Here is a 2145-nt window from a genome sequence, read left to right on the forward strand (position 1 = left end):
TATACCAATGGAGAGCCGGATACGCTGAAAGGTGTAAGTCCGGTTCGGGGGCAGACTCGGGGAAACCTACCGCAGAAATGCGGCAAGGCGCCCCGGTGTCGAGCCTACAAATCAACAAGGAGGAGGGTCGCGTACTCTCTACTAACAAGATTTATGTGCCACCTGACGGAAAAATCGGCATTTCGGAAATGGTGGAGGATTTCAAAAATTATATGCCGAAGGCCGGACGCACAAAGAAACCGGTTCTCCATATCTCCCTCAATCCGCATCCTGATGATGTTCTGTCTGATTCTGACCTCGCTAACATTGCCCGCGAGTATCTCAACAAACTCGGATTCGGTGAGCAGCCCTACATAATTTATAAGCACACTGATATTGAACGACACCATATCCATATCGTGACGGTCAATGTAGATGAACAGGGAAAGCGACTCAACATGGATTTTATCCATCGGCGAAGTAAAAAGGCAACTACCGAAATTGAGGAGAAATATAATCTCCGTAAGGCAGAGCGTCAGCGTTTGAATCCGGATACTCCATTAAAGAAAGTTGACTGTAATGCCGGTGATGTAAAGCGTCAGGTTGCCAACACCGTCAAGCTCATAATGAGCCGTTACTCATTTCAGACAATGGGAGAATACAACGCTGTGTTGTCGCTCTATGGTTTGACCTCAGAAGAAACCAACGGCAGAGTTAATGGCAGGGAGTATCATGGGTTAGTTTATTCCGTGCTGGATGAAAACGGAAGAAAGATTGGCAACCCGTTCAAGGCTTCACGCCTCGGTAAGTTCTCAAGCCTTAATGCAGTCCACGAAAAAATCAACCGTTCCGAACAGAATATAACTCATGAGGCAGTTGCAAAGACAAGAAGGCGAGTTGCTCAGTCCCTGAATGAATCTCACAGTAAGGAAGAATTTATTGCTACACTGAAAGAGCGCAACATCGACCTTGTATTGAGATATACCGATGAGGGTCGAATCTATGGCGCAACATTCATAGACCATGATACGCATACCGTACTGAATGGCTCTCGCCTTGGCAGGGAATTTGCCGCCAATGCTCTTAATGAACGATTCTCCGGAGATAATGAGGTTAGCCGGACTCCTGATATTGTTGAACCGACAAATCCGGATAATGAAACAAATCAAGAGCAGCAGACATCAACCAACTCGGCTCCTACTCAACAGCCTCAGGATAGCGGTAACGACTATGATTACTCACTCCCCGGTCTTGATCTGTTTCAGCTCAGTCCGACAGTTGACGCTGATGAGGAGGATTTCAAACGCCGCATGAAGCGGAAGAAGCGCGGTCAACGACCGAAATTCTAAATATTGTATATAAAAATGTCTCAGCAAGAGGACGACCTGCGGGCATTGGCTAAAATCATGGATTTAATCCGTGGCCTTAGCATCCTCGTTGTGGTCACACAAATTTATTGGTACTGCCATAACCTTATCGGTGATTGGGTATTCCATGCCCAGACTATGAAAATTCTGAACGGTCTGAATGAAGCAGGAGGTCTTTACAACAATCTATGGAACGCCAAATGGTGGGCCCTTCTATTGTTGGCTCTCTCTTGTTTCGGAACAAAAGGTGTCAAGGATGAGAAAATCAAGTGGCGGCAGATTTGGATAATCATTGGCATTGGTGGTGTCCTGTTTCTTCTAAACTGGTGGATGATGAGTTTAGGTTGGCAAATTACTTACATCGTGACCACAGTTGCCGGATATGTTTGCCTCCTTTTGGGAGGAATATGGATGAGCCGAATGTTGAAAAATAACATGATGGACGACCGTTTCAACGATGAGAATGAATCATTTCAGCAGGAAACACGCCTGCTTACGAATGACTATTCCATAAACCTTCCCACAAAATTCTACTACAAAAAACGGTGGAACGAGGGGTGGATAAACATTGTCAATCCTTTCAGAGCGACAATCGTACTCGGCACTCCCGGTTCCGGTAAGTCATACGCCGTTGTCAATAACTTCATAAAACAGATGATTGAGAAAGGGTACTCGCTTTATGTCTATGGTGCGCCAGTCAAGGTAGTGTCTTAATAGTCCCTTTGGCAAGGATTAGGCAAGTGTTCTTTGAAAATGACCTATCATCACCGACTTATCTGTCCAACGAAAGACGGCAGGG

General features: G+C 45.7%; 1 protein-coding gene and 1 pseudogene. Both read left to right on the forward strand.

The features are described 5' to 3' along the window. Nucleotides 1-77: 77 nt before the first annotated feature. Complete coding sequence (mobB, locus tag QGT73_RS17220; protein WP_068960680.1) at nt 78-1328, forward strand: conjugal transfer protein MobB; 1251 nt, start codon at nt 78-80, stop codon at nt 1326-1328. 15 nt (nt 1329-1343) lie between these two features. Further along, nucleotides 1344-2033: pseudogene (locus QGT73_RS17225) on the forward strand (YWFCY domain-containing protein); the annotation flags it as partial. Nucleotides 2034-2145: the final 112 nt, after the last annotated feature.

Origin of the sequence: Duncaniella muricolitica (assembly GCF_910574735.1) — a bacterium.
Classification (GTDB): Bacteria; Bacteroidota; Bacteroidia; order Bacteroidales; family Muribaculaceae; genus Duncaniella; species Duncaniella muricolitica.

Bases quoted from the DNA above. Each gene is read 5' to 3' on its own strand.
- mobB (WP_068960680.1), top strand. From the start codon at position 78: ATGCGGCAAGGCGCCCCGGTGTCGAGCCTACAAATCAACAAGGAGGAG.